Annotated in this window: 21 protein-coding genes, 1 tRNA gene and 2 pseudogenes; 14 read left to right on the top strand and 10 right to left on the bottom strand. The window is 67.6% G+C overall.

The genetic code is table 11. From position 1 onward, the window contains the following. The first annotated feature begins 24 nt into the window (after window positions 1–24). Window positions 25–1,047 carry an SURF1 family protein gene (locus tag GAA2_RS15410; RefSeq protein ID WP_006434919.1) on the top strand — a complete coding sequence of 341 codons (1,023 nt, stop codon included), beginning with the start codon at window positions 25–27 and terminating at the stop codon, window positions 1,045–1,047. Here GAA2_RS15410 and GAA2_RS15415 read toward each other — a convergent pair. Continuing rightward, a complete protein-coding gene (locus GAA2_RS15415) occupies window positions 1,025–2,002 on the bottom strand; it encodes a cobalamin biosynthesis protein (protein ID WP_191835015.1) in 978 nt (325 codons plus the stop codon). The genes GAA2_RS15410 and GAA2_RS15415 overlap by 23 nt on opposite strands. A 72-nt stretch (window positions 2,003–2,074) precedes the next feature. On the opposite strand from GAA2_RS15415, the gene GAA2_RS15420 reads away from it, so the two are divergent. Next, window positions 2,075–2,902 (top strand): spermidine synthase, encoded by an 828-nt coding sequence (locus tag GAA2_RS15420; RefSeq protein ID WP_006434917.1) that lies wholly within the window; start codon window positions 2,075–2,077, stop codon window positions 2,900–2,902. 106 nt (window positions 2,903–3,008) lie between these two features. After that, a pseudogene (locus GAA2_RS15425) lies at window positions 3,009–5,050 on the top strand (protein kinase domain-containing protein). Between the two features lie 104 nt (window positions 5,051–5,154). Here the strand turns inward: GAA2_RS15425 and GAA2_RS15430 are convergent. Beyond that, window positions 5,155–5,979 carry a maleylpyruvate isomerase family mycothiol-dependent enzyme gene (locus GAA2_RS15430; RefSeq protein WP_024500434.1) on the bottom strand — a complete coding sequence of 275 codons (825 nt, stop codon included), beginning with the start codon at window positions 5,977–5,979 and terminating at the stop codon, window positions 5,155–5,157. A 167-nt stretch (window positions 5,980–6,146) separates the two neighbouring features. On the opposite strand from GAA2_RS15430, the gene GAA2_RS15435 reads away from it, so the two are divergent. From GAA2_RS15435 to GAA2_RS15450, 4 genes are all read left to right on the top strand, one after another. After that, entirely contained in the window at window positions 6,147–7,130 is a 984-nt protein-coding gene (locus GAA2_RS15435) for a helix-turn-helix transcriptional regulator (protein WP_006434913.1), read from the top strand. 55 nt (window positions 7,131–7,185) lie between these two features. Further along, window positions 7,186–8,262 carry an NAD(P)H-binding protein gene (locus GAA2_RS15440; RefSeq protein WP_006434912.1) on the top strand — a complete coding sequence of 359 codons (1,077 nt, stop codon included), beginning with the start codon at window positions 7,186–7,188 and terminating at the stop codon, window positions 8,260–8,262. A 40-nt stretch (window positions 8,263–8,302) separates the two neighbouring features. Next, entirely contained in the window at window positions 8,303–9,010 is a 708-nt protein-coding gene (locus tag GAA2_RS15445) for a CPBP family intramembrane glutamic endopeptidase (protein ID WP_006434911.1), read from the top strand. Between the two features lie 165 nt (window positions 9,011–9,175). Next, window positions 9,176–9,247 (top strand) — tRNA-Val (locus GAA2_RS15450). 54 nt (window positions 9,248–9,301) lie between these two features. Here the strand turns inward: GAA2_RS15450 and GAA2_RS15455 are convergent. The 3 genes from GAA2_RS15455 to GAA2_RS15465 form a co-directional block, all read right to left on the bottom strand. Beyond that, complete coding sequence (locus GAA2_RS15455) at window positions 9,302–9,784, bottom strand: peroxiredoxin (RefSeq protein ID WP_096274157.1); 483 nt, start codon at window positions 9,782–9,784, stop codon at window positions 9,302–9,304. Then, entirely contained in the window at window positions 9,781–10,209 is a 429-nt protein-coding gene (locus GAA2_RS15460) for a DUF3052 domain-containing protein (RefSeq protein WP_006434909.1), read from the bottom strand. Before GAA2_RS15460 ends, GAA2_RS15455 begins: the two co-directional genes overlap by 4 nt. A gap of 199 nt (window positions 10,210–10,408) precedes the next feature. Then, entirely contained in the window at window positions 10,409–11,029 is a 621-nt protein-coding gene (locus GAA2_RS15465; protein ID WP_024500435.1) for a hypothetical protein, read from the bottom strand. 142 nt (window positions 11,030–11,171) lie between these two features. On the opposite strand from GAA2_RS15465, the gene aceE reads away from it, so the two are divergent. From aceE to GAA2_RS15495, 6 genes are all read left to right on the top strand, one after another. Beyond that, the gene (gene aceE, locus GAA2_RS15470; RefSeq protein WP_096274159.1) at window positions 11,172–14,075 is read left to right on the top strand and encodes a pyruvate dehydrogenase (acetyl-transferring), homodimeric type; all 2,904 of its coding nucleotides are present in this window, start codon (window positions 11,172–11,174) and stop codon (window positions 14,073–14,075) included. Between the two features lie 76 nt (window positions 14,076–14,151). Continuing rightward, the gene (locus GAA2_RS15475; RefSeq protein ID WP_006434906.1) at window positions 14,152–15,426 is read left to right on the top strand and encodes a PucR family transcriptional regulator; all 1,275 of its coding nucleotides are present in this window, start codon (window positions 14,152–14,154) and stop codon (window positions 15,424–15,426) included. A gap of 195 nt (window positions 15,427–15,621) precedes the next feature. Further along, window positions 15,622–16,530 carry an ACP S-malonyltransferase gene (locus tag GAA2_RS15480; protein ID WP_006434905.1) on the top strand — a complete coding sequence of 303 codons (909 nt, stop codon included), beginning with the start codon at window positions 15,622–15,624 and terminating at the stop codon, window positions 16,528–16,530. A 130-nt stretch (window positions 16,531–16,660) separates the two neighbouring features. Continuing rightward, window positions 16,661–16,963: a meromycolate extension acyl carrier protein AcpM gene (gene acpM / locus GAA2_RS15485; RefSeq protein WP_006434904.1), complete on the top strand. Its 303-nt coding sequence runs from the start codon at window positions 16,661–16,663 to the stop codon at window positions 16,961–16,963. Beyond that, complete coding sequence (locus GAA2_RS15490) at window positions 16,963–18,231, top strand: KasA/KasB family beta-ketoacyl-ACP synthase (RefSeq protein ID WP_006434903.1); 1,269 nt, start codon at window positions 16,963–16,965, stop codon at window positions 18,229–18,231. Before acpM ends, GAA2_RS15490 begins: the two co-directional genes overlap by 1 nt. 72 nt (window positions 18,232–18,303) lie before the next feature. Continuing rightward, complete coding sequence (locus GAA2_RS15495; RefSeq protein ID WP_006434902.1) at window positions 18,304–19,755, top strand: acyl-CoA carboxylase subunit beta; 1,452 nt, start codon at window positions 18,304–18,306, stop codon at window positions 19,753–19,755. A 159-nt stretch (window positions 19,756–19,914) separates the two neighbouring features. On the opposite strand, the gene GAA2_RS15500 is transcribed toward GAA2_RS15495, so the two are convergent. From GAA2_RS15500 to GAA2_RS15520, 5 genes and pseudogenes are all read right to left on the bottom strand, one after another. Continuing rightward, entirely contained in the window at window positions 19,915–20,433 is a 519-nt protein-coding gene (locus GAA2_RS15500) for a DUF3145 domain-containing protein (protein WP_006434901.1), read from the bottom strand. Window positions 20,434–20,560: 127 nt separating this feature from the next. Beyond that, a complete protein-coding gene (locus GAA2_RS15505; RefSeq protein ID WP_006434900.1) occupies window positions 20,561–21,379 on the bottom strand; it encodes a serine hydrolase domain-containing protein in 819 nt (272 codons plus the stop codon). Window positions 21,380–21,427: 48 nt separating this feature from the next. Beyond that, window positions 21,428–22,558 carry an NDMA-dependent alcohol dehydrogenase gene (locus tag GAA2_RS15510; protein ID WP_024500437.1) on the bottom strand — a complete coding sequence of 377 codons (1,131 nt, stop codon included), beginning with the start codon at window positions 22,556–22,558 and terminating at the stop codon, window positions 21,428–21,430. A 258-nt stretch (window positions 22,559–22,816) separates the two neighbouring features. Then, window positions 22,817–24,421, bottom strand: a complete 1,605-nt coding sequence (fadD5, locus tag GAA2_RS15515) for a fatty-acid--CoA ligase FadD5 (protein WP_006434898.1) — start codon at window positions 24,419–24,421, stop codon at window positions 22,817–22,819. Window positions 24,422–24,506: 85 nt separating this feature from the next. Further along, window positions 24,507–25,312: pseudogene (locus tag GAA2_RS15520) on the bottom strand (enoyl-CoA hydratase-related protein). 199 nt (window positions 25,313–25,511) lie between these two features. On the opposite strand from GAA2_RS15520, the gene GAA2_RS15525 reads away from it, so the two are divergent. Continuing rightward, window positions 25,512–26,723: a TetR/AcrR family transcriptional regulator gene (locus GAA2_RS15525; protein ID WP_006434896.1), complete on the top strand. Its 1,212-nt coding sequence runs from the start codon at window positions 25,512–25,514 to the stop codon at window positions 26,721–26,723. Window positions 26,724–26,808: the final 85 nt, after the last annotated feature.

Consider the following 26,808-nt stretch of genomic DNA (forward strand, 5'->3'; position numbering starts at 1 on the left):
CCCGTGCTCGGTAACCTGGGAGCTGTGCACGTACTGCGAACAATCCTGCGTCCAGGGTGGATTGCCCTCGGAGTCGTGGTCGTGGCGTTCGCAGTGGCCTGCTTCACGCTCCTCGCTCCGTGGCAGCTCGGGAAGAACTCGGACACCGAACACCGCAACGACCTGATCCGTACCGCGACCTCGCTCGAGACCGTCCCGCTGGCCGAGGTGGCACCGTCGTCGACCCTCGACCCGTCGACCGAGTGGCGTCAGGTCGCGGTGACGGGCCGGTATCTCGAGGACCGGCAGGCACTGGTGCGGTTGCGCAACATCCAGGAACGTCCGGCGGTCCTGGTCCTCACCCCGTTCGCCGTGACCGGTTCGGATCGGGTGATCCTTATCAACCGCGGTTTCGTCCGCCCGGTGGAGGGCAGCGTTCCCGCCATCCCGTCGCCGCCCGTTGGTGAGCAAACCGTTCAGGGACGGATCCGCGCGGCAGAGAGTGTCAGCGCCGACCGCGGCTCACGTGCCGACAACGGCGTGCTGACCGTGCCGTCGATCAACCCCGGTCTGGTGGGGACCGCGACGTCGACGCCGATGGACGACTTCTATCTCCAGCTCTCCCCGGATCAGCCGGGCTCGCTGGGCGAGATCCCGCTCCCCCAGCTCGACACCGGCCCCTACCTCTCGTATGGGTTGCAGTGGCTCGCCTTCGGGATCATGGCGCCCCTCGGTGTCCTGTACTTCCTGATCGCCGAGATCCGTTCGCGCCGTCGGGCCGCCGCCGCCAACGCGGCTCCGGTGACGGAGGACACCGGCGCGGCCCCCGCCGCGGAGTCCGCGCCACGTCCGGAGCCGAGTACCGCCGCCTCGCGCGCCGAGCGACGCCGGCAGATGCGCGAGGAACTGCGCGCCGCGAGCGGCACCACGGTGGTCCACAGCGTCGGACGCATCGGCCACGGTCCGGTCGCCGAGGACACGGTCGGCGACGTCCGCGACGCGACCCCGGACCCCCGGAGTCAGGACGGCGACGTACGGGACAAGCTCAGCCGGCGCTACGGCGGCTGACCGCGACCCGGACCAGACAGCCCGCCACACACACGGCCAGCGTTGCACGCTGAACCCGACGTGACAGCTCGACAGCTGCTCGCAGATCGCCGGGTCGTGGCGCCGGCCCCTGTCCGAGAGTCGGCCGTTGTTCGACGCCGTGCGGGTACACCGTCCGGCCCCCGAGCTGCACCCCGAGGGCACCGGCGAAGGCCGCTTCGACGACCCCCGCATTGGGACTCGGATGTGCACGGCTGTCCCGGCGCCAGGCTTCGGCAGCGCGTCGAGGCGCGCCGGAGACCAGGACGATCAGCGCACCCGCGAGGCGTGCGGGGAGGATGTTGACGACGTCGTCGAGTCGCGCGGCCGCCCAACCGAAGTCGCGATAGCGCTCGATGCGGTACCCGACCATGGCGTCGAGAGTGTTGACCGCACGGTAGCCGAGGATTCCGGGAACGCCGGCGACCGCACCCCAGAACAGCGGTCCGACGGTCGCGTCGGAGGTGTTCTCGGCGATCGACTCCAGCGCCGCACGACAGATCCCGCTCTCGTCGAGTGACTCGGGGTCACGCCCGCAGAGGCTCGGGATGAGGGCTCGCGCGGCGTCGATGTCGTCCGATTCGAGGGCGTCGGCGACCGCATCACCCACCCGGCACAGCGAGGTCCCGCCCAGCGCGACCCAGGTCGACGCGGCGGTCAGCGCCACCACCGCCGGCGCCCGGCGCCCGGCCGATGCGACGACGCCCGCCCCCACGACGCCGCCGGCCGCCACCGCGACCAGGCCCGCGCCCGCCACACGCGAGTCGCGATACAGACGACGTTCGAGCACAGATGTCAGCCGACCGAAACCCGCGACCGGGTGTCCCCGAGACGGGTCACCCAGCGCTTCGTCGACCAGGAAGCCGACAACGAGTCCGGCTGCGGTCGACAACGAACGTCGTGCGGGTCGGTTTCGCTGCTCACGGGTCAGGGACACACAGGCGAGGGGCACCGCGCGATGGTAGCGGCCCCTCCCTCCTCCGTGATCCGGTCGTGCCAGACTCGACCCGTGGCCAGGTCATCTGCAGAACCGTCGCCGGGTCGGCACGTCATCGACACCGGTGTCGCCGAACTGGCACGTGACACCATCGCCGGCGGCTGGTTGCTGACCGTGAACGGGGCGCACAGCTCACACATCGATCCCGACGACCCGACCGTGCTCGACTTCGAGTACCTGCGCCAGATGGCCGCCGTGATCGCCGAACGCCACCCCACCTCGGATCGACTGCGCGTCCTGCACCTCGGCGGTGCCGCCTGCGCACTCGCCCGCTATCTCGACCACCTGTACCCCGATGCCCGGCAGGTGGCCGTCGAGGTCGACGGCGAACTCGCCCGCCTGGTGCGTGAGTGGTTCGACCTCCCCCGTGCCCCCCGGCTGCGGATCCGGGTCGGCGACGCGCGTGAGGTGGTGACCTCCCTGCAACCGGGCACGCGTGAGGTGATCGTGCGCGACGCTTTTGCCGGGGACCGCACGCCGGCCCATCTGACGACCCGCGAGTTCACCGCCGCCGTCCGCGATGTGCTCGTGCCGGGCGGGCTGTATCTCGCGAACTGCGGGGACAGCCGCGATCTGGCGGGCGCTCGCGCCGAGGCCGCAACCGTGGCGCCGGTCTTCGAGCACCTGCTGCTCATCGCCGACGCCGCGATGTTCAAGGGGCGCCGCACCGGAAACATCGTCATCGTCGGCAGCGACGCCCCGCTCGACGCGTCGGCGACACTGGTCCGCACCCTGCTCAGCGATCCGCTACCAGCACAGATCCTCTCGGGCGCCAAGGCGCGCGACTTCGCACGCGGTCCGGGACTGACGGACGCCGACGTCGCGTCGACCGGGGCGTGAGCGGTCGCCGGTCCCGCGTCCGGTCGATGTACGAACCCGCTCGACAGTCGTTAGGGTGGTTTCGACCGCCGGCTGAGGATCTGACGATCGAAGAACCGAGGATGACGTGACCGATCCATCGTCGAGAGCGGGCACCACGCTGGGCCCGTACCGCATCGACAGACTGCTGGGTCGCGGCGGCATGGGTGAGGTGTACGAGGCGTACGACACCGTCCGGGAACGTCGTGTCGCCCTGAAGCTGCTTCCGCCACATCTGGTCCACGACAACGACTTCCGCGAACGATTCGAACGCGAGTCGAAGACCGCGGCCAAACTGTCCGATCCGCACGTCATCCCGATCCACGACTGGGGCGAGAAGGACGGCGTCCTGTTCATCGACATGCGCCTCGTCGACGGTCAGGACCTGCGCAAGGTCCTCGACTCCGGTCCTCTGGCACCTACCCGGGCGGTCCACATCCTGGGTCAGGTCGCGGCGGCGCTCGACGCGGCGCATCGCGACGGTCTGGTCCATCGCGACATCAAACCCGACAACATCCTCGTCGACGCCGACGATTTCGCCTACCTCGTCGACTTCGGTATCGCGCAGGGCACCACCGACAGCCGGCTGACACAGGTCGGGACCGCGCTGGGGACGCTGGCGTACATGGCGCCGGAACGGTTCGGCGACGACCCGGCGGGCCCGGCATCGGACAACTACTCCCTGGCCTGTGTGCTGTACGAATGCGTCACCGGCCAAACCCCGTTCCCGGCGAAGACCGACCAGGGACTGATGACCGCGCACATCACCAAGCCGCCACCGCAGACCGGCGGACCGCTCGACCCGGTGATCGCACGCGGCCTCGGCAAGAACCCCGCGCAACGCTACCCGTCCGCACGCGAACTCATCCGTGCGGCGTCGGACGCCATGTCGGGCGGCGCAGCCGCGTCGGCGGTTCGAGCGCAGACACCTCCGGCCGATCAGGCGCCGCCCACGGTCGTCCCGCAGCCGCTCCCGCCCCCGGGCATGACTCCGCCGACCTACGCGCCACGGCCACCGCAGCAGACGCCGGCGGCACAGCCGACCCCGGGCAGCCCGATGTCCGCCGACCCGACGATGGTCCGCGGCCCGAGTTCGGGTCCGACCGTATCCGGCCCGCCGCACGCCCCCGGTTCGGGCGGTGGATACGGTTCTCCCCCGGGACATTCCGGCCCGCAAGGGTTCTCGGAGCCCCAGCCGTACTCGGGACCTCAGTCGCATTCCGGCCCGCAGTCCTATTCCGGGCCACAGTCGTATCCCGGCCCTCAGTCATACTCAGGGCCACAGTCGTATTCTGGGCCCCAGTCGTATTCGGGGCCCCAGTCGTATTCGGGGCCCAACCAGTGGGGTATCCCCCGACTCCGCCTCCACGCAAGTCGCACACCGGACGCAACCTGGCGGTCGCCATCGGCGTCGGTGTGGTGGTGATCGCTCTCGCGGTCACCGGCATCGTCGTCGCGCTGTCGGGCGGTGGCGAGGATCCGCCGGGCCCCGACACCTCGACCCAGGCCATGCCCGCGGGCACGGTCGCCTGTGACTATCCGACGCGGCCGGTGGTCGGCGGCATCACCCAGCCGCCGCCCGCGTCGACCCAGCCCAACACCGGCACCGTGGACGCGACGATCCCGATCGCCGCGCAGGGCACCATCAGCATGACCCTCAACCGGGCCGAGGCGCCGTGCAACGTCGGTGCCATGGTCTCGCTGATCAAGTCCGGCTTCTACGACGGCAGCAAGTGCCACCGTGCGTCGGCCAAATATCTGATCTGTGGGTCGTCGGGCGGCAAGGAGGGCACCAATCCCGGCTGGACCAGTCCTGATGAACTGCCCGAGGATCTGCCGTCGGCGGGCACGGATGACGACGGCGTCCCGCAGGTGACATATCCGCGCGGTACCGTCGGCATCCTCGATCTGCCCGACGACGAGGGCGCCACCGGGTCGACGACGTTCTTCATGCTCGCCGGCGACACCGATCTCCCGCTGACCTACTCGATCGTCGGCACCATGGACCCCGCCGGCCTTGCCGTATTGGACAGGATCGTCGCGGGCGGGTTCACGCCCGCCAAGCCCGGCGCGCAGTCAGGACCACCGAACCAGAATCTGCTCATCCAGAAGGCGACCGTCGGCGAGTAGCCGCGCTGCTCGCCGCTTGTGCGGCGGAGTCGGCAATAGGTATCGCCTGGCGAAACCTATTGCTGACTGAAACCCTCCTGAGCTCGCCACATCTCCGCTCCGGGTCAGATCACGTAGTTCATCCGGTTGAGGATCGCGCTGCCCAGTGCCTCATCGCCATCGATCTCCACCGCGCCCGGATCGGCGTCCCGCCGGCCACCGGCGCACCGGGCCAGGTTCGCCGCGTCGATCCGGAGCCGCACATCGGCGGAGGCGTCGCCGCCCTCGAACTCCTCGACCGCCGCCGCCCGGTCGCCGACGAAGATCCGGACCGTCCGAGCCGCCAGGCCGGTGATGTCGAAGAGAACCTTGCTGCCCTTGGGCGCGTCGGCTCGCTTGCCGACGACGAACGGCAGTGACGCACCGATCTCGTCGAGCGCCCACGACGCGGGGACGGGGTCGGTGACGGCCGAACCGTCGGTGCCGTCGCGCAGGTCGATCTCGTGGACCCAGCAGTCGAAGATGCGGATTCGCATGAAGCGCCCGTAGGTGTCGGCTCCGGCCGGGGTCATCGAGGGAGCCTCGAACTGCTCCTGTGTCATCGCCTGCAGCGCCGCGGTACGAACCCCGACGATCTCCTCGAGCGCCGCGAGAACCTCGGCGCGCGACTTGGGGCGGTAGTGGTCGACCCACTTCTCGTTGAGTTCGCCGATCGGGTTGCGCACGTGGTCGAGCGCACTCACCGTGCGGGTGGCCTCGACGTCTCGGCCGTCGAGCATGCTCTCGGTGCCGATGATGTGCGCGACGATGTCGGCGTTGGTCCATCCGTGCAACACCGAAGCAGCCGACCACTGTTCATCGGTGAGTCCGCCGGCCACGTCGGCGATCGCGGCCCACTGGGCGATCAGACCCGCGGTGACCTCGTCGAGCGGCAGGATGGTCGTGGCCATGTCGTCCTCCTTGCGGTCGTGCGCCCGGCGGGAACACCGGACCGGCACAACCCTAGCCGGGCAGTCGCGCTCAGCGGCCACATTGACCACCGCGCCGAACCGTTCCGAAATCCACGCTCCGACAAACAAGGACAGAACCTGTCCGCATCCTGAGGCAGGATGTCTGCATGTTGGAAACCTCGGCCCGGTTACTCGCTCTGCTGTCGCTGCTGCAGACGCGGCGGGAATGGTCGGGGAAGGAACTCGCGGAACGCCTCGACATCACGACCCGCACCGTGCGTCGCGACATCGATAAGCTCCGCGAGCTCGGCTATCCGGTCGACGCGAATGTCGGTGCACGCGGCGGGTATCGCCTCGGCGCGGGTGCGGAGATGCCGCCCCTGCTCCTCGACGATCAGGAGGTGCTCGCCGTCGCCCTGGGGCTCGACGCGGTGACCACGGGAGCGGTCGCCGACATGGCCGAGGCGTCCGCCGGGGCACTCGCCAAACTGCGCCAGGTCATGCCCTCGCGCCTCCAGCACCGCCTCGACGCGCTGCGCATCGAGGCAGTTCCCAGGGAGGCGCCATCGAGCGCTGTCCCAGCCGATCGCCTCACCGAGATCGCGACGGCCTGTCATCGCCACGAGCGCCTGCGTTTCGACTACCGACGCAACGACGGCGAGGAGAGCCGACGCGAGGTCGAGCCATATCGTCTGGTGCGCAACGGGAATCGCTGGTACCTCGTGGGCTTCGACCTCGCTCGCGCCGACTGGCGTTCGTTCCGCGTCGATCGCATGGACCCGAAGATCCCCACCGGACCGCGATTCACACCGCGCGAGCCGCCCGAGGGCGGCGCGGCGGCCTTCGTCGCCCGCGGTCTCGGCGCACTCCAGCAACGGGCGACGGCCCGGGTACGCATCCACCTGCCGCTGGACGAGGTCGCACCGATGATCCACCAATCGTGGGGCACTCTGGAGTCGGGCGACGAACACACCTGCGAGGTGACCGTCTACAGCACTTCGCTGACGTCGATCGCGCGCTGGATGTACGCCTTCGGGGCCGACTTCACCGTCATCGAACCCGCCGAACTGCGCGTCGAACTCGGCGCCGTCGCGGACTATCACGACCAGGTCGCCGAACGCTATCGGCGCGCGATGACCGCCCGGCCCTAGCTGCGCTGACCTGCTCGTCCGACCGGATCGCCGATTCTTCTCTACGGTCGAAGGCATGAGGCTACTCATCACGGGGGCGACCGGGTACGTGGGCTCCCGACTCGTATGCGCATTGCTCAGGCAGGGCCACGAGGTGGTGGTCACGTCCAGGGACACCCGCAAGCTCGACCGGTTCGGCTGGTCGTCGGACGTCACCAAGGTCGCCATGGACGTCGACGATCCGATCTCGGTGAAGAGGGCGATGTCCGACGCCGGCCACATCGACGCGATCTACTACCTGGTCCATGCCATCGGGACGGACGACTTCGCCAGCGGCGATCGGGACGCGGCACGCAACGTCGCCGAGGCGGCACGCGATGCCGACGTCGCCCGGATCATCTACCTGGGTGGCTTCGTGCCGGGGGGCGGCGACCTCTCGTCGCATCTGCAGAGCCGCGCCGACGTCGCCGAGGGGCTGGTCGTCGAAGGCGGCCCGGAACTCGTCTGGTTGCGTGCGGCGGTGATCATCGGCGCCGGGTCGACGTCGTTCGAGATCATCCGCTACATGGCCGACCGCCTCCCGGTGATCCCCGAGCCCGACTGGATCACCAACGAGATGGACCCGATCTCCATCCGCGACGCCATTCACTACCTCGTCGCGGCATGTGAATCATCGCTTCCGCCAGGCGAATACGATATATCCGGCCCCGACCACGCCCGCTATATCTCGATCCTGCACGAGTACATCTCCGCGGTCCGCTTCCCGCGGCTGCGGCTTCCGGTCTTCGGCGTCAGTACCCGCGTCGCGGGCCGGCTGGGTGGCATGTTCGTGCCGGTTCCGGCGTCGCTGACCGAGGAACTGGTGACGTCGCTCAACCATCCGATGACGGCGTCGGAGCATCGCATCCGCGAACTGGTGCCACCACCCGAGGGCGGTCTGACGCCGATGCGCGATGCCGTGCGGGCATCTGTGGAGTCCCCATATCCCCGTTCCGTCTGCGATCTGAACGACCTGCACCACCTGGCCGACACCGACCCGGCGTGGGCCGGCGGCGATTGGTTGCGTGTCAAACGCACTATCGGTGAGACGATCGGTGGCACGCTGCGGGTGTCGGCGAAGATCGCCGGAGCTTTTCTGTCGAGCCGTCCCTGAATGATTCGTGTCCGTAGACGACCGACCTAGGTGGTGATGAGTGCTGGTGACTGCACTGGCGCGCGACCTCTACAACTCGATAGCCACGGATCGGGATCCCGATCCGGGTTCCCACTACGTCCGACGCCGCTGGATCGTCGGCGTCTTCCTCGTCATCGGGGCCGTCATGCTCGGCGTCTCGATGCGCGTGGAGCCCGGCGACACCGCGTTCTACCCGCTGACGGCCGGAATGGCCGTGGTGTGGATCGCCGGGGCATTCACCTCCGGCAAACTACGACTCGGTGCCTACAGCCCGACGGCGTCCCGGCCCCCTGATCGTCTCGGCGCCGTGGGACTGGGCGTCGTCGTCGGCCTCGCGGTCGGTGCCGCGTTCGTCGTCGGCGGTCTCATCGCCCGGATGATCCCCGGCGTCAGCGACCTGGCGAACCAGGTGCTCGCCTTCGCCGACTACGGCAGCCTCGCCGTCGTCACCGCGATCACCATGATCAACGGACTCGCCGAGGAGCTGTTCTTCCGCGGGGCGGTCTACTCGGCAGCCCGCCCCCACAACCCGGTGCTGGTGTCGACGGTCATCTACGTGCTCGTCACCATGGCGAGCGGCAATGTGATGCTCGGCTTCGCCGGTGCCGTCCTGGGCACCGTCTGCGCCATCCTCCGACGCAGCACCGCAGGTGTCCTCGCGCCCGCGATCACGCACGTCATCTGGGGCGCCGTCATGGTCCTCGCACTCCCGCCGGTCTTCGCGTGAATCGCTGATCCGCTGCGTGACCGGTGGACCTCGGCCTCGACATGCAGACCTCGATCGACGTCTGCATGTCGAGGTGAGGTTCGCCGGTCACCGCTCCGCAGTTTGGGCGTTCGGCGTCGACCCGCTAGATTCGTTCTCGCAAGTGCCGCCGCGGAGGCGGCGCACGCGCGTATAGCTCAGCGGTAGAGCTCTGGTCTTACACACCAGCGGTCAGGGGTTCGAATCCCTTTGCGCGCACCGAGATCTATGGCTCCAACCCGCGCTCAGCGCGGCTTGGAGCCATAGGACGGATCAGCCGACCGAGCTGAGAGCCTGGTCCCAGACGTCGTTCTCGCGCACCTCGCCCGGCCCGACCATGTCGGCGTAGACGATGACACCCTCGCGGTCGACGAGGAACGTGCCACGGTTCGCGTAGCCGCGTTCCTCGTTGAACACGCCGTAGGCCTTCGCCACCTCACCGTGCGGCCAGAAGTCGGACAGCAGCGGGAACAAGAAGCCCTGCGCCGCCGACCACACCTTGTGCGTCGGCGAGGGTCCCACCGAGACCGTCACCGTGGTCACGTCGTCGTTCTCGAAACGCGGCTGCTGGTCGCGGATGTAGCCCAGCTCGCCCTGGCAGGTGCCGGTGAATGCGAGCGGGAAGAAGACCACGAGAACGTTGCGCTCGGCACGCAACGCGCTCAGGGACACGAGCTGGTTGTTCTGATCCCGCAGTTCGAAATCAGGTGCCCGATCACCGACGCTCAGCGGCGCGGTGGGCAGAGCATCGCTCATGCTTTCTTGCCCGAGCGTGCCTTGGGCTGGACGAGTCGGGCGGCCGACCAATCCCCCAGGCTGATCGCCGATGTCTGGGTGAGACCCGCAGTGGGGGCCGCCTCGGCGATCTCGCTCGGATCCACATATCCGGGTTTCCCGGTCTTGGGCGAGAACACCCACACGTATCCGTCTTCGGCCAGCGGTCCGATGGCGTCCATCAGCGCGTCGACGAGGTCTCCGTCGCCTTCACGCCACCAGAGGACCACGACGTCGACGACGTCGTCGGCATCCTCATCGACCATCTCGGCATCGATCGCGTCCTCGATGTCGGCCCGGAGCTCGTCGTCCGTGTCATCGTCCCAACCGACTTCCTGCACGACCAAGCCTGCCTTCAAGCCCAGTTTTTGGGCGTTGCTGCCCGTACCGTCTGTGGCGGCTACCACCGCGCGTGACCTCCTGAGGGTGATGGGACGTTTTTCTCGTCGCCGGTCTGTACGTCTCTTTTCGCCAACTCGCCTGTCAGCATAGGCAACAGCCTAGAGCCTCACATTGCAAGCCGACCGACGTCACTCGATTTCGGGCGTTTCTTTTCAGACGACGGTTGCACGATCGCACGAACCCCCGACACCGGGCGACGGCGCATCAGCGACCGGGACTCGTCGGAGCCGGGCCAGCGGGAACCGAGGTCCGGGGCGTGGCCGAGGAGGCCGCCGGGACGGGCGTGTATTCCCCGCAGACCTCGAGAAGGCGCGCCTTGTCGCGCGTCCACTGCCCCGACACCGGGTTGAGTTCGGTGCGCAGTTCCTTGCGGATCGCGTTCTCGAGACGCGTCGTCGCATCCAGGAACGTCCGCGCCGGCGACGCGATCTCCGGCGGTGAGGTGTCGGTGATCTTCGGCCGGATCTGGTCGGCACCCGCGATGAGGCTCGCCCGCGCCTTGTCGGCGAGGTCCCCGACCTCCGGATACGAATGCGTCGTGTTGAGCCGCTTGATGAAGGTGTTGTAGCCGCGCAGCATCACGACCATCGACGACATCGACTCCCGACAGAGTTCGACGCCCTCGGCACGTACCTGCGCAGCCGCCGAGGCCGACACCTCCGACCGGTAGACCGCCACCTCGCCGGGCGCCGGCACACCGGCACCTCCGACCGTGGACGTGCACGCCGACAGCATGATTCCCCCGAATGCCATGCCGATGGTCGCGCTCACCCGGACACCCCGATGTCCGCCGCGGCCGGGCCCGGCCTCCCCTGTGCCCAGCATCGCCATCCCCCTACTCATCGGTAACGCTGCAAGGACGCTACAGCACCTTCGCGATCGCGACAGCCTACACAGATCCAGCGGTGCCAAGCCCCCTCACATGGGGCACGATGAGGGGTGACACCGCACAACAAAAGGAGTTGCAGTGTCGTACGCCATGCAGTCGGACCACCACCCCGAGTCCGGCCTGTCAGAGGGAGTAGGCATCACCGTGACCGACCAGATGGACCAGGCGACGCAGGACACGATTCCCAGCGAGCACGCCGGCCAAGCCGACTCGAGCTCCAATGGACGTGCTGCCGGACGAAGCGGACACCGGGTCCGCGTCATCCGCGAAGGAGTCGCGTCCTATCTGCCCGACATCGACCCCGACGAGACCACCGAGTGGCTCGATTCGTTCGACGCCCTTCTCGACGCCGCGGGGCCCGGACGCGCCCGTTACCTGATGCTGCGGCTCCTCGAACGCGCCGGCGAGAAGCGGGTGTCGATCCCCGCGCTCACCTCCACCGACTACGTGAACACCATCCCCACCGAGGCAGAACCCTGGTTCCCCGGTGACGAGGAGGTCGAGCGCCGCTTCCGTCAGATGATCCGCTGGAACGCCGCGATCATGGTGCATCGCGCCCAGCGCCCGGGAGTCGGTGTGGGCGGCCACATCTCGACGTACGCGTCGTCGGCGTCGCTCTACGAGGTCGGCTTCAACCACTTCTTCCGCGGCAAGAACCACTCCGGCGGCGGCGACCACATCTTCATCCAGGGCCACGCCTCCCCCGGCATCTATGCACGCGCCTACCTCGAGGGCCGCATCGACGAGGCCCGCATGGACGGCTTCCGCCAGGAACACAGCCACGCGGGTGAGGGCGGCGGTCTGCCGTCGTATCCGCACCCGCGCCTGATGCCGGACTTCTGGGAGTTCCCGACCGTCTCGATGGGTCTCGGCCCGATGAACGCGATCTACCAGGCGCGCTTCAACCACTACCTGCACGACCGCGGCATCAAGGACACCTCCGACCAGCATGTGTGGGCGTTCCTCGGCGATGGCGAGATGGACGAGCCGGAATCGCGCGGCTTCGCCAGCTTCGCGGCCACCGAGGGTCTCGACAATCTGACCTTCGTCGTCAACTGCAATCTGCAGCGACTCGACGGCCCGGTGCGCGGCAACGGCAAGATCATCCAGGAGCTGGAGTCGTTCTTCCGCGGCGCCGGCTGGAACGTCATCAAGGTCATCTGGGGCCGCGAGTGGGATGCGTTGCTGCACGCCGACCGTGACGGCGCGCTGGTCAACCTGATGAACACCACGCCCGACGGCGACTACCAGACCTACAAGGCCAACGACGGCGCCTTCGTCCGCGAACACTTCTTCAACCGCGACCCGCGGACCAAGGAGCTCGTCAAGGACCTCTCCGACGCCGAGATCTGGAACCTCAAGCGCGGCGGCCACGACTACCGAAAGATCCACGCCGCCTACGCCTCGGCGATGACGCACAAGGGCCAGCCGACGGTCATCCTGGCCCACACGATCAAGGGCTACACGCTCGGCAAGCACTTCGAGGGACGCAATGCGACCCACCAGATGAAGAAGCTGACGCTCGACGACCTCAAGGCGTTCCGCGACAGCACGCGCATCCCGATCAGCGACGAGCAGCTCGAGAAGGATCCGTATCTGCCGCCGTACTACCATCCCGGCGAGGATTCTCCGGAGCTCCAGTACATGCTGGACCGCCGCAAGACCCTCGGCGGGTTCCTGCCGAGCCGTCGCACGAAGTCCAAGGTGCTCAAGGCCGACACCTCCTCGGCCCTCAAGGCCACCGCGAAGGGTTCGGGCAAGCAGCAGGTCGCGACCACCATGGCGCTGGTCCGTGTCTTCAAGGAACTGTTGCGCGACAAGGAAATCGGCAAGCGCATCGTGCCGATCATCCCCGACGAGGCCCGCACCTTCGGCATGGACTCGTGGTTCCCGACCCTGAAGATCTACAACCGTAACGGCCAGCTGTACACCTCGGTCGACGCCGAACTGATGCTCGCCTACAAGGAGAGCTCCGAGGGGCAGATCCTGCACGAAGGCATCAACGAGGCCGGTTCGACGGCCAGCTTCGCCGCGGTCGGCACGTCGTACGCCACCCACCACGAACCGATGATCCCGCTGTACATCTTCTATTCGATGTTCGGTTTCCAGCGCACCGGCGACAGCTTCTGGGCGGCCGGCGACCAGATGGCGCGCGGTTTCATCATCGGCGCCACCGCGGGCCGCACGACGCTCACCGGTGAGGGCCTGCAGCACGCCGACGGCCACTCGCCGTTGCTCGCCGCGACCAACCCGGCCGTGATCGCCTACGACCCCGCGTTCGCCTACGAACTCGGCCACATCGTGGACGACGGTCTCACGCGCATGTACGGCGAGGACCCGGAGAACGTCTTCTACTACATCACCGTCTACAACGAGCCGATCAGCCAGCCGGCGAAGCCGGAGGGCCTCGACGCCACGGGCATCGTCAAGGGCGGATATCTGTTCCAGAAGGCTCCCGAGAACAAGAAGTACCCGGCCAACATCCTGGTCTCCGGCGTCACGATGCCCGACGCGCTGCGTGCGTCCGAACTGCTCGCCGAGGAGTGGAACGTCGGCGCGAACGTCTACTCGGTGACATCGTGGAGTGAGCTGGCCCGCGACGGCATCCGCGCCGACCGGGAGGCACTGCGCGATCCCGGCACCGAGCCCGCGCCCGCCTACCTGACCGAACTGATGGCCGACGCGGCCGGACCGTTCGTCGGCGTCAGCGACTACATGCGCGGCGTCCAGGAGCAGGTCCGTGCGTACCTGCCCGGTACGTACCTGACGCTCGGCACCGACGGGTTCGGCTTTTCCGACACCCGCCCGGCCGCGCGGCGTTTCTTCAACGTCGACGCCGAGTCGATCGTGGTCGCGGTCCTCGTCGCGCTCGCCCGCGACGGCCACCTCGACATGTCGGTGGCCAAGCAGGCAGCGGACAAGTACAAGATCGACGACGTGGCCGCCGCTCCCGAGCAGACCAGCGATCCGGGCGTGGCCTGACCCGGAAACCGGGCCGCCGCCGTTCGAGGGGAACCGGCGATCCCGGCATGGCCTGAACAGGGACTAGATTGAGGTCGTGTCCGACGCGCGAGTGAATCAGCCCACAACACCGCCGGCTGACGTGTTCGGTGCGCGGGGTGCCCATGTGCCGGCCCCCGCCACCGTGCACGACGCGCTGCCCGACACGCTGCTCCGGCGGGTCAAGCAGTACAGCGGCCGCCTCGCCACCGAGGCGGTCCACTCGATGCAGGACCAGCTGCCCTATTTCGGCGACCTCGACGCCGCGCAGCGCGCGAGTGTGCAGCTGGTCGTGCAGACCGCGGTCGTGAACTTCGTCGAGTGGATCCAGGATCCCGAGGGCAACGTGAAGTTCACGGTCCAAGCGTTCCAGGTGGTACCGCAGGACCTCGCCCGCCGCATCACCCTGCTGCAGACCGTCGAGATGGTCCGCGTGGCGATGGAGTTCTTCGAGAAGTGGCTGCCGCTGCTCGCCCGGAACGACGCCCAGCTCCGTGCACTCACCGAGTCGGTCCTGCGCTACGGACGGGAGATCGGTTTCGCCGCAGCGGCGATCTACGCCTCGGCCGCCGAGTCGCGTGGCGCCTGGGACTCCCGACTCGAGGCCCTGGTCGTCGACGCGGTGGTTCGCGGCGACACCGGACCGCAGCTCCTCTCTCGGGCGGCCGCCCTGAATTGGGATTCGGACGCCCCGGCGACGGTGATCGTGGGCACTCCGCCGCCCGAACAGAACGTCTCGGTGCCACTGGCCATCCACAACACGGCACGGCAGTTCGACCGGTCGGCGCTGTCGGTGGTCCAGGGCTCGGTGCTGGTCGCGATCGTGAGCGGACCGGCACGGCCGACGGAGAAGTTCGTCTCGGCTCTCCTCACGCACTTCGCCGACGGCCCGGTGGTCATCGGGCCGACCATGCCGAACCTCGGCAGCGCCCACACCAGTGCCGCCGAGGCGATGGCCGCGATCGAGGCGGTGGTGGGCTGGCCGAGTGCACCGCGACCGGTCCACAGTCTCGAACTGTTACCCGAACGTGCACTCAAAGGTGACGAGTCAGCGGTGACCGCTCTGGTCGAATCGGTGGTCCGTCCGCTGTCGGCGGGAGGCTCCACTCTGACGACGACGCTCGAGGCCTATCTCGACTCCGGCGGATCGGTCGAATCCTGCGCGCGCGTTCTGTACATACATCCAAATACGGTCCGGTACCGGCTGAAGAAGATTGCGGAAATCACACGGCGCGACCCGACGAACCCCCGCGACGCGTATGTACTACGGATCGCGACGACCGTCGGTCGTTTGACACACTTACGGCACAAAACGGAGTCTTCTGCCCCATAGGCCACACGAGTAACATGTCCGATTCGCCATTTATGCTGATATGAGCCTTAAGAACACGTTTCGGTAACGAATCTCAGCCTGATGACGAAGCAGGTGGCACTTCGGTGAAGTTTGTGGGAACCCTACAAAACCCTGCGACAAGGTTCATGCTTCTCTACACCCACATAGGGCGGGGAAAGGGTGTTCTCTGGTCACGTGCTTTCGTTGCTTGCTCCCGGCCAGGGTTCCCAGACACCCGGCATGCTCACGCCGTGGCTCGACCTGCCCGGTACCCGTGATCAGATCGCCACGTGGTCCAAGCTCACTCAACTGGACTTGGAACGACTCGGTACCACCGCCACCGCGGAAGAGATCACCGACACCGCGGTGACCCAGCCGCTGGTCGTGGTCGCCGCCCTGCTCGCCTTCGACGAGGCCCGCAAGAACGGCGAGCTGCCCGCGGACGCGGTCGTCGCCGGCCACTCGGTCGGCGAGCTCGCCGCCGCCGCCATCACCGGTGTGATCTCGGCCGACGAGGCCGTCACCCTCGCCGCGATCCGCGGTGCCGAGATGGCCAAGGCCTGCGCTCTCGTACCGACCACCATGGCCGCCGTTCTCGGTGGCGACGAAGCCGCCGTGCTCGCCCGCCTCGAGGAACTCGAACTCGTCCCGGCCAACCGCAACGCGGTCGGCCAGATCGTCGCGGCCGGAGCCGTCGACAAGATCGACGAGCTCATCGCGTCCCCGCCGGAGAAGGCCCGTATCCGCAAGCTCGCGGTCGCCGGCGCCTTCCACACCCACTTCATGGCTCCGGCGCAGGACGCCGTCGCCGCGGCGGCCGCGAAGATCACCCCGTCCGACCCGAATCGCACGTTGCTGTCGAACTCCGACGGGCAGCCTGTAACGAATGGCTCCGAAGCACTGACAAAACTGGTGGGCCAGGTGACCAGGCCGGTCCGCTGGGATCTCTGCTCGGCGTACCTGCGTGAGAACTCGGCCACCGCCGTCGTGGAACTGCCGCCGGCGGGCACGCTCGTGGGGATCGCCAAGCGCGAGCTGAAGGGCACCCCATCGCTGGCGCTCAAGGAGCCCGGCGACATCGCGAAGATCACTGAACTTGGATAGCGGTCGCGGTTAGTCCGCGACCCCCGGAAGATCGGCCCCGACGCCGATCTGTCCAAGCGCGCGGACTCTCTCGGGTCCGTCCTGCGCTCCGGAAACTCATCTACCCGATACACGGAAAGGGAACCACACAGTGGCTGCCACCCAGGAACAACTCATTGCCGGCATCGCCGAGATCATCGAGGAAGTCACCGGCATCGAGCCGTCCGAGGTGACCCTCGAGAAGTCGTTCGTCGACGACCTCGACATCGATTCGCTGTCCATGGTCGAGATCGCCGTCCAGACCGAGGACAAGTACGGCGTGAAGATCCCCGACGAGGACCTGGCCGGTCTGCGCACCGTCGGCGACGCCGTCTCGTACATCCAGAAGCTCGAGAGCGAGAACCCCGAGGCTGCGGCTGCCATCAAGGCTCAGGTCGAGGCAGACCAGAACTGATGAGCTCCCCCTCCCTCCGCGACTACTCGACGCTGGGTGGGAACTTCCCGAGCGTGGTCGTCACCTCCATGGTGGCGACCACCTCGCTCGGCGAAGATCTCGACTCGACGTGGAAAGCACTGCTGGCGGGTGAGTCGGGCATCCGCGTCCTGACCGACGACTTCATCACCAGGTACAACCTGCCGGTTCGTATCGGCGGTCGTCTGCTGAAGGATCCGACCGACGAGGTCACCCGAGTCGAGGCCCGCCGGATGGCCTATGTCGAGCGCATCGCCCACGTGCTGAGCAAGCGTCTCTGGACGCAGGCCGGCGAACCCGAGGTCGACCCCGACCGTCTCGCCGTGGTCGTCGGCACCGGTCAGGGTGGCGGCGACGCGATGGTCGACGCCGTCAAGGCCATGGAAAGCACGGGCAACTACCGCAAGGTGTCCCCGCTCGCCGTGTCGATGGCCATGCCCAACGGTCCGGCCGCCGTCGTCGGTCTGAACGTCGGCGCCCGCGCAGGCGTCATCACCCCGGTCTCGGCGTGCTCGTCGGGGGCCGAGGCGATCGCACACGCGTGGCGCCACATCGTCATGGGTGACGCCGACATGGTCGTCACCGGTGGCGTCGAGGGACGCATCGACGCGGTGCCGATCGCGGCATTCTCGATGATGCGTGCCATGAGCACCCGCAACGAGGACCCCGCAGCCGCCTCTCGTCCGTTCGACAAGGACCGCGACGGCTTCGTCTTCGGCGAAGGTGCCGCGATGCTCATCCTCGAACGCGAGGAGCACGCTCGGGCCCGCGGTGCGCACATCCACGCGCGTCTCCTCGGCTCCGGCATCACCTCCGACGGATTCCACCTGGTGGCCCCGGATCCCAGCGGTCAGGGCAATGCCCGCGCGATGACTCGCGCCCTGCAGACCGCCGGTCTCCAGAAGTCCGACATCACCCACATCAACGCGCATGCGACGTCGACCCCGATCGGCGACACCGCCGAGTCCGCGGGCATCATCGCCGCCATCGGTCAGCATGCCGCGGTGTACGCACCGAAGTCCGCTCTCGGACACTCGATCGGTGCCGTCGGTGCTCTCGAGTCGGTCCTCACCATCAAGAGCGTCGAGGAAGGCGTCATCCCGCCGACCCTCAACCTCGAGAACCAAGACCCGGAATGCGACATCGACGTCGTCCACGGTGAGCCGCGCTACGGACAGATCGACTACGCGATCAACAACTCGTTCGGTTTCGGTGGGCACAACGTGGCGCTCGCCTTCGGTCACTACTGAGTCCTCGGCCTCCTCGCCGATCTCGGCAGCGCCCGAGACGAACCACGCCCGACACCCCTGGAGGAGACTGCGATGACGACCTTGGCTCCCATGCCCGGCCGCGAAGAAGCCGCCGATCCCCGCGACCCCCTGTTGCGGCTGACGAACTTCTTCGACGAAGGCACCATGTCGTTGCTGCACCCTCGCGACAAGTCCGGTGTCCAGGCCGCGGTCGGCCTGGTCAACGGCGTTCGCACGGTCTCCTACTGCACCGATGGCACCGTCATGGGCGGTGCCATGGGTGTCGTCGGTTGTGCTCACATCGTCAACGCCATCGACACCGCCATCTCCGAGCAGGCGCCGGTCATCGGTATCTGGCACTCGGGTGGCGCACGCCTCGCCGAGGGGGTCGAGGCGTTGCACGCGGTGGGTCAGGTCTTCGAGGCCATGGTCCGGGCCTCCGGGTACATCCCGCAGATCTCGGTGGTCGTCGGCTTCGCGGCCGGCGGCGCGGCGTACGGACCCGCCCTCACCGACATCGTGATCATGGCTCCGGCCGGTCGCGTCTTCGTCACCGGACCCGATGTCGTCCGCAGCGTCACCGGCGAGGACGTCGACATGGAGTCGCTCGGCGGTCCCACCACACACGGCAAGAAGTCCGGTGTCTGCCACATCGTGGCCGATTCCGAGCCCGACGCCCTGTGGCGCGCACGCCGTCTCGTCTCGACCTTCACCCAGCAGGGCCACTTCAACCGTGAGCTGGCCGCCGCCGGCGACACCGACCTCAAGGCCCTGCTGCCCGAATCCGCCCGTCGCGCCTATGACGTCCACCCGGTCGTCGAGAAGCTGCTCGACACGGCGCTGGCCGCCGACGGCGAGACCGAGATCTCGAGTTTCGAAGAGTTGCAGGCGAAGTGGGCGCCGAACATCGTCGTCGGATTCGGTCGGCTGTCGGGCCGCAGCGTCGGCGTCATCGCCAACAACCCGCTGCGCATGGGTGGGTGTCTGAACTCGGAGAGCGCCGAGAAGGCCTCCCGGTTCGTCCGCCTCTGCGACGCCTTCGGTATCCCCCTCATCGTCCTCACCGATGTCCCCGGTTACCTGCCGGGTGTCGGCCAGGAATGGAACGGTGTCGTCCGCCGCGGCGCGAAGCTGCTCCACGCCTTCGCCGAGTGCTCGGTTCCCCGCGTCACGCTCGTGACCCGAAAGATCTACGGCGGCGCCTACATCGCGATGAACTCGCGTGCGCTCGGTGCCACCGCGGTGTTCGCCTGGCCCGGTTCCGAGGTCGCCGTCATGGGTGCCAAGGCCGCCGTGGGCATCCTGCACAAGAAGGCACTCGCCGCCGCACCCGACGATGAGCGTGACGCCCTCCACGATCGCCTGGCCGCCGAGCACGAGGCCATCGCCGGTGGCGTGGGACGGGCCCAGTCGATCGGCGTCGTGGACGAGATCATCGACCCGGCCCGCACGCGCAGCATCATCGCCGAGGCACTCGCGGCTGCACCCGCCCGACGCGGTCGGCACAAGAACATCCCGCTGTGACCGCCTGACGGACCCACACGTCGACAGACATACGAAGAACGCCACCGGTTCTCACCGGTGGCGTTTCTCGTGTGTCCCTGAGATCGCGGGATGTACTCACCGCGCTCCCTGGGAAGTTCACGCTCCCTGAGTAGCCCCAGAGCTTGCGGAGGGCGCTCCTCAGCCGACCCGCTGCTGCAGCCAGGTGACCTCGGCCCCGGCACCGCCCATGCGGTACTGCTCGAGGGCGTCGTCCCAGGCCGTGCCGAGGGCGGCTTCGAGTTCGCCGGCGAGTCCGGCACGGTCGGGCTGCGATTCGATCAGCGAGCGCAGTTGGTTCTCGCCGACGATGACGTCGCCGTTGGCGCTGGTCGATCCGCGCCAGAGCCCGAGACCCGGCACGTAGCTGTAGCGTTCGCCGTCGACACCCTCGCTCGGGTTCTCGGTGACCTCGAACCGCAGCGCCGACCACTCGCGCAGAGCGGTCACCAAACGTGCCGCTGTCCCGACCGGCCCCGCCCAGTCGACAGTCGCACGCTGCATACCCGGCTCGGCGTCCTGTGCCGACCATTTCAGGTTCGCGCGTGCATTCAGGGTCGACGACAGAGCCCACTCCACATGCGGGCACAGCGCCACCGGCGCCGAGTGGATGTAGACCACTCCCGTTGTCATGTCCGCAAACTGGTTCAGATTGCGCACCTTTTCACCTCCGTTGTCGACGAGGAACGTCTTCCCCAACACACCTCGCGACTCCGGATATCACACTCGTGGGATTTATTGTGCCTCAAGATGCACGTGTTGCGCTAGTTTCTCGTGCGAGAAAACTTCATTTCTGTGACGAAAGTTCACTGACGACTCGATCGTTGAACTCACTCCACAACGGCTTCGCCCACGGTCCGAACGACCGGTCGGTGAGGACGACGCAGGCGGCCTGCAGGTCGGGGTCGACCCAGAGAAAAGTCCCAGCCTGGCCGAAGTGCCCGAAAGTCCGCGGCGAGTTGCCCGCCCCGGTCCAGTGCGGAGACTTCTTCGACCGGATCTCGAAGCCCAGGCCCCAGTCGTTGGGACGATGCCTCCCGTATCCCGGCACGAACCCGTCGAGTCCCGGGAACTGCACCGATGTCGCATCGGCGAGCGTCTCGGGGGCGAGGATCTGCGGTGCGAGGAGCTCCTGCGCGAAACGGGCCAGATCTGCGGTGCTGGATCGTGCACCGTGGCCGGCCGGTCCGTGGAGCTCGGTCGATTCGAGTCCGAGAGGCGCGCTGACGGCGTCGGCGAGGTACTCCGGAAACGCGATGCCCGCCGCCTGTTCGACGGTCTCGGCCAGGATCTCGAACCCCGCACTCGAATAGATGCGCTTCTCCGCGACCCCCGCCTCGATGTCCCGCGAGTCGAAGGCGAGTCCCGATGCGTGGGCCAGGAGATGCGCGACAGTGGCACCGGGCGGACCGGCGGGGTCGTCGAGTTCGACGGCCCCCTCCTCGACGGCCACCAGAACCGCCTCCGCGACGAGGAGTTTGGTGACCGAGGCGAGCTCATAGTCGCGAGCGGGGTCGCCGAATTCCTCGGCGACCCCGTCACGGGTGATGATCGCCGCCGACACATTGTCGACGGGCCATTCCGTCAGAGATTCAAGGACCGACACATCGGGTCACGTTACCCGTGGACGCGTGCCGGCCGGTGGGCACAGGGCTCACCAATCCTCTTCGGTGTAGCGGATGACACCGCGAATGTTGCGGCCTTCCAGCATGTCCTGGTAGCCCTCGTTGATCTGGTCCAGGCGGTACTGGCGGGTGATCATGTCGGCGATGTTGAGCTTGCCGATCTTGTACATCGAGAGCAGCTGCGGGATGTCGAGCTTGGGATTGGCGCCGCCGAAGATGGAGCCCTGCAGGTTCTTCTGCAGCAGCGTCAGCATGGCGAGGTTCAGGGTCACGTCGCTCTCGAGCATGTTGCCCATACCGGTCAGCACACAGGTGCCGCCCTTGCCGGTGATCCCCATCCACAGATCGACATCCTTGCCGTGGACCTCACCGACGGTGACGATCACCTTCTGGCACATACCGCCGTGGGTGGTCTCCGCGATGGCCATGGCGGCCTCTTCGACCGATGCGAATGCCGCGGTGGCCCCGAACTTCAACGCCTGCTCACGCTTCCACTCCACCGGATCGATGGCGAACACGTTGCGGGCACCCGAGATGACCGCCCCCTGCAGGGCTGCCGTACCGACGCCGCCGACGCCCACGATGGCCACGTCCTCGCCGGGGCGGACGTCACCGCTGCGGGTCGACGAGCCGTAGCCGGTGGGGACGCCGCAGCCGCACAGAGCGGCGACCTCGAACGGGATGTCCTTGTCGATCTTCACCGCCGACGCCTCGTGCACCACCATATAGGGCGCGAAGGTGCCCAGCAAGGTCATCGGGTAGACGTTCTCGCCGGCTGCCGTCTGGATGCGGAAGGTGTTGTCCGACACGGCTTCGCCCTGCAGCAGCATGGCGCCGAAGTCGCACAGGTTGGCCATGCCCGACTGGCACGACGGACACTTGCCACACGACGGGATGAACGACAGCACGACGTGGTCGCCGACCTCGAAATCGGTGACACCCTCGCCGACCTCGGCGACGACGCCGGCACCCTCGTGCCCACCCAGGATCGGGAAACCCGCCATGGGGATGCCACCGGTCACCAGATGGTGATCGGAGTGGCACATGCCTGCTGCTTCCATCTTGATCTTGATCTCGTGCGCCTTGGGGTCACCGATCTCGATCTCCTCGATCGCCCACGGCTTGTTGTTCTCGCGCAGCAGCGCACCTTTGGTCTTCACTGATCTCCTCCGTTCGACCCGGCAACGTCTCGCCCCGGGAGGTCTACCCGCGTCGTTGCCGACGCTTGTGACTGTAGTCACTCAACCACAAAATTGGAACGTGTCCTAGTCCGTGTTCCATCGACTCCCTACGCCGTTCGACGGACCGTCGAGACGCTGGAAACACGGCGACCTGGGCGCTTGGGAACACGCGCCCAGGTCGGAGTGTGTGCGCCGATCAGCGCGGGCCCGGACGGGCCGAAGAAACGATCGAAGCGGTCAGTTCGCCAGACCGGCGTCCTTGGACCCGTAGGTCTGACGCAGGGTCGGCTTGACGACCTTGCCACCGGCGTTGCGCGGCAGTTCCTCGACGATGACCAGGTCCTTGGGGTGCTTGAAGCGGGCCAGGTTCTCGTTCAGGTACGGCTCGAGGTCGGCGAGGGTCAGATCCTCGACGCCTGCGGCGGGGACGACGACCGCGACCGGCACCTCGCCCCACTTCTCGTGCGCGCGACCGATGATCGCCGCCTCGCTGATGCTCGGGTGACCGAACAGCACGTTTTCGACCTCGGCGCAGTAGATGTTCTCGCCACCCGAGATGATCATGTCCTTGGCGCGGTCGACGACGTAGAGGAACCCCTCCTCATCCTGACGCACGAGGTCGCCGGAGTGGAACCAGCCACCGGCGAAGGCGTCGGCGGTCCCCTGCTCGTTCTGCCAGTAGCCCTTCATCATGTTGGGTCCGCGGTAGACGATCTCGCCGACCTCACCCTGGGCGACGTCGTTGCCCTCCGGGTCGATGACGCGGGCGGTCACCGCGGGCACGACCTTGCCGATCGAGCCGATCTTGCGCAGGGCGTCCTTGCCTTCGAGTACGCAGGTGATCGGCGACATCTCGGTCTGACCGAAGACCGCGACGTTCAGCGCGTCCGGGAAGGTCTCGTTCATCGCGCGCAGCACGGTGTCCGAGGCCGGGGCCGCGCCCCAGCTGATCACGCGCAGCTTCAGGTCGCGCGGCTTGGCCTGCTGGGCGGCGCACACGGCCTGCCACTGAGCCGGCACCAGGAAGATCGAGGTGGTGCCCTCTCGCTCGATGGTGTCGAGCATGTCGTTCGGGTCGAACGCTCCGAGTGGGTGGATGACCGACAGTGCCCCCATGTAGAACAGCGGCGTCATGGCACCAAGCCCGGCGATGTGGAACATCGGCGCGACGCACGAGCCGATGTCGTCGGACCGGGTGTGCAGCGCCTGCATGCAGGTGGCTGCCTGCGCCTGCAGGTTGGTGTGGGTGAGCATGGCGCCCTTGGGCTTTCCGGTGGTGCCCGAGGTGTACATGATCAGCGCGACGGTCTCTTCGGGGACGTCGATCTCCGGCAGATCCGAGGAGTCCTCGGCGACGAGCGCCTCGTAATCGAGGTGGTTGTCCTTGTCGGATCCCCCCACGACGACGATGTGGTCGATCGCATTGGTCGAGGCCGCGACGGCATCGACGAGCGGGGCGAGCAGGGTTTCGGTGACGACGACCTTGGCGCCGCTGTCGTTGACCAGGAAGGCGATCTCGGCGGGGCTCATGCGGATGTTCACCGGCACCGGGATGGCGCCGATCAGGTTGGCACCCAACGTCGCTTCGACATACTCGGTGCGGTTGAGCAGGACGATGAGGATCCGGTCACCGAACCCGACGCCGCGACGGGTCAGCGCCGCGGCGAAGGCGCGGGTCCGTTCGTCGAGCTCCTTCCAGGTGGTGACCTTCCCGAGGAACTTCAGGGCCGGGCCGTCGGGGTTCATGAAGGCGTGGCGCTTGACCTGGTTGATCCAGTGGTTGCGGCGCGAGCGCAGCGGTTCGGTGGCGAGGTCGGTGACGGTGTCGACGGTCGCGGTCATACGATCGGTCTCCTTGTTGTCTTTCATCGTGTCGAGCGATGGGTGAAAACGTGTGTGGTGGTGAGTGTTCGGCGTGGGCCGAGGTTCACTTCTGGGCGCCCGCGAAGGCGGCGATGGCGGCCTGGAACTCCGGCGACTGCAGCAGTTCGGTCTGGCCTTCGAGTTCCCGCTCGATGGCCGCTTCGAAGCCGGACATCGTGTGTGCGTCGAGGGCCGACTTCGTCAGGCGCAGCGCGGAGCGGCTCTTGCCGGCCAGCTTCGCGGCGACCTTGTCGACAGCTTCGTCGAGTGCGGCGCGATCGTCGTAGACCCCGTTGATCAGGCCCGCGGCGAGAGCCTCCGGCGCGCGGAGCTTCTCACCGAGGAGGGCGAGCTCATTGGCGCGGACCCGGCCCACGGCCGAGGTGAACAGCATCGACGCGCCACCGTCGGGCATCAGACCGATGTTGATGAAGGCGAGCAGGAAGTACGACCGCTGGGTCGTGTAGATGAGGTCGGCGGCCAGAGCCAGCGAGGCGCCGATTCCCGCGGCCGGTCCGTCGACGGAGGCGATGACCGGGACCTGGACCGACCGCACCGCGCGCACGAGCTCGGAACCGGCGGAGATGATCCCGCGGGCCTGGTCGGGGTCGAGCCCCGACGACCCGTTGGCGGTCGACTGCGAGTTGATGGAGACGACATCGGCCCCGGCGCTGAAGCTTCCGCCCGCACCGTCGATCACGATGACCCGGACGTCGTCACTCGACGACCACTGCTCCATCGCAGCCCTGATGCCGAGGTTCGCCTCGGTGTCGAGAGCGTTCATCTTCCCCGGACGGAAATCGTCAGCCGCGCAACCCCGCGGTCGTCGACCGAGGTCACGATTGCGCTCTGGCTGGTCTCGTCGCTCACTGTTCTCCCCACTGGTGACCGGACAAATAGACACAGGTGATCCCATCTGTGCCATCGCCTAGATTTTTACCACAGTGCGACGCAGATCACGAGAATCTTGGTTAACTTATTCTCGCGTTCCAACGATTCTTCCTGGTGTTTTTGGTCGAGGCACCGGAATGTGTCTCGTGAACGTCGTATCCGGCTAGAGTGGGTCGCCATGACCGTGCGCCCGGGGACGCCGCCTTCCGAGACGTCCCAGACCGATGCTCCGGGCACCCGACGCCGCCGCCCCGCCGACCGGAGACGACTCATCGTCGACGCGTCGGCCAAGGCATTCAGTGACGGCGGCTATCACGCGGTCCGTCTCGAGGACATCGCCGACGCGGTCGGGATCTCCGCGCCCGCGCTGTACAGGCACTTCCCGAACAAGTACGCACTGTTCGCCGAGACGACCGCCGTACTCGCGCAGTCGCTGCGGTCCGCACTCGACGCGGTGGAGACCGGTGGCGACGACGAGCTGCGCTCCCTTCTCGTGGCGATCACGGCCGCCTCGTTCGAGAACCGTCGCAAGGGTGGCCTCTACCGGTGGGAGTCCCGGTATCTCGAGCCGGACGATCGCGCCATCGTCCGGGATGTCGTCGTCCATCAGCACCGGCGCGTCCGAGCGGCTGCGCGACGTCTTCGTCCCGGGCTCGGTGATGCTGACGCGAATCTGATCGCCGCCGCGATGACCAGCGTCGCCGCCAGTCCGACCACCCACCGCGCCTCGCTGCCCGCACGCGAGGTCACCAGCCTCATTCCCGACGCCGCGATGAGCCTCCTCGACGTCGACCTCCCCGATCCGGTGGAACCGGTGGCCTCCGGCGTTCACGGCCTCGCGCCGGCCGCGAAACGCGAGATCATCCTGACCGAGGCGATCAACCTCTTCGCGGCCCGCGGATTCCGCGACGTGACCATCGAAGACATCGCCCATGCCGCCGACCTACCGGCATCCGGCGTGTACCGCCACTTCCCGAGCAAGGTCGCCATCCTCGAGGCCGCGTTCTGGCGGGCGACCGATCGCGTCACCAGCGCCATCTCCGACGCCCTGGCCAACTCGACGACACCACGCGAGGCAATCGTCGGCATGGTTCACAGATACGTCCGGTTGACTTGCAGCACAACCGATCTGATCAGCGTCTACGAGACCGAGATCGGCCACGCCACCCCGGAGGCGCGGAACGCGCTCCGCAACCAGCAGCGCATCACCGTGGAAGAGTGGGCGACCTGGGTGAGCCGCGAACGCGAAAACCTCTCGATCACCCACGCCCGCTTCCTGGTGCACGCCGCGCTCAACGTCGTCACCGACCTGACGCGATTGAGACCACAACCCTCCCCTGAGCGCATCGAGGCGCCGTCGACGCGAATCCTGTTGGGAGAGAACGGCTGAGTCGAAGCCCCGCTCGTTGAGCCGACGCCGAGCGTCGTCCTGCCGGTTGAGCCGACACCGAGCGGAGCGAGGCGTCGCGTCGAAA

Source organism: Gordonia ajococcus, assembly GCF_012974285.1.
In the GTDB taxonomy this organism is placed as follows: Bacteria; Actinomycetota; Actinomycetes; order Mycobacteriales; family Mycobacteriaceae; genus Gordonia; species Gordonia amicalis.